Source organism: Halomonas getboli (assembly GCF_023094245.1).
GTDB classification, from domain to species: domain Bacteria; phylum Pseudomonadota; class Gammaproteobacteria; order Pseudomonadales; family Halomonadaceae; genus Halomonas; species Halomonas getboli.
Genome location: NZ_JALMEW010000025.1, coordinates 1 through 201, shown reverse-complemented (window position 1 = coordinate 201; position 201 = coordinate 1). Strand labels below are relative to the sequence as shown.

Below are 201 nucleotides of genomic sequence, written 5' to 3'. Positions count from 1 at the left end.
AGCGCTTCCGGCAGCAGGAACACCGGGTTGATCGAGCTCATCTCGGCGTAGACCGGGATCGGCTCGGGGCGCGCCTGGGCGGCCTGCATCAGCGCGGTGCCGCCGCTGCGCGAGCCGGTGAAGCCCACCGCCTTGATGCGCGGGTCGCGCACCAGCGCCTGGCCGAGCTCGCGGCCGGAGCCGTAGAGCAGCGAGAACACG

General features: G+C 73.1%; 1 protein-coding gene. It reads right to left on the bottom strand.

The window, feature by feature from the left end; translation table 11 throughout:
• On the bottom strand, positions 1–201 hold a 201-nt coding region (locus MYL53_RS17225), incomplete at both ends, for an aldehyde dehydrogenase family protein (protein WP_247855296.1).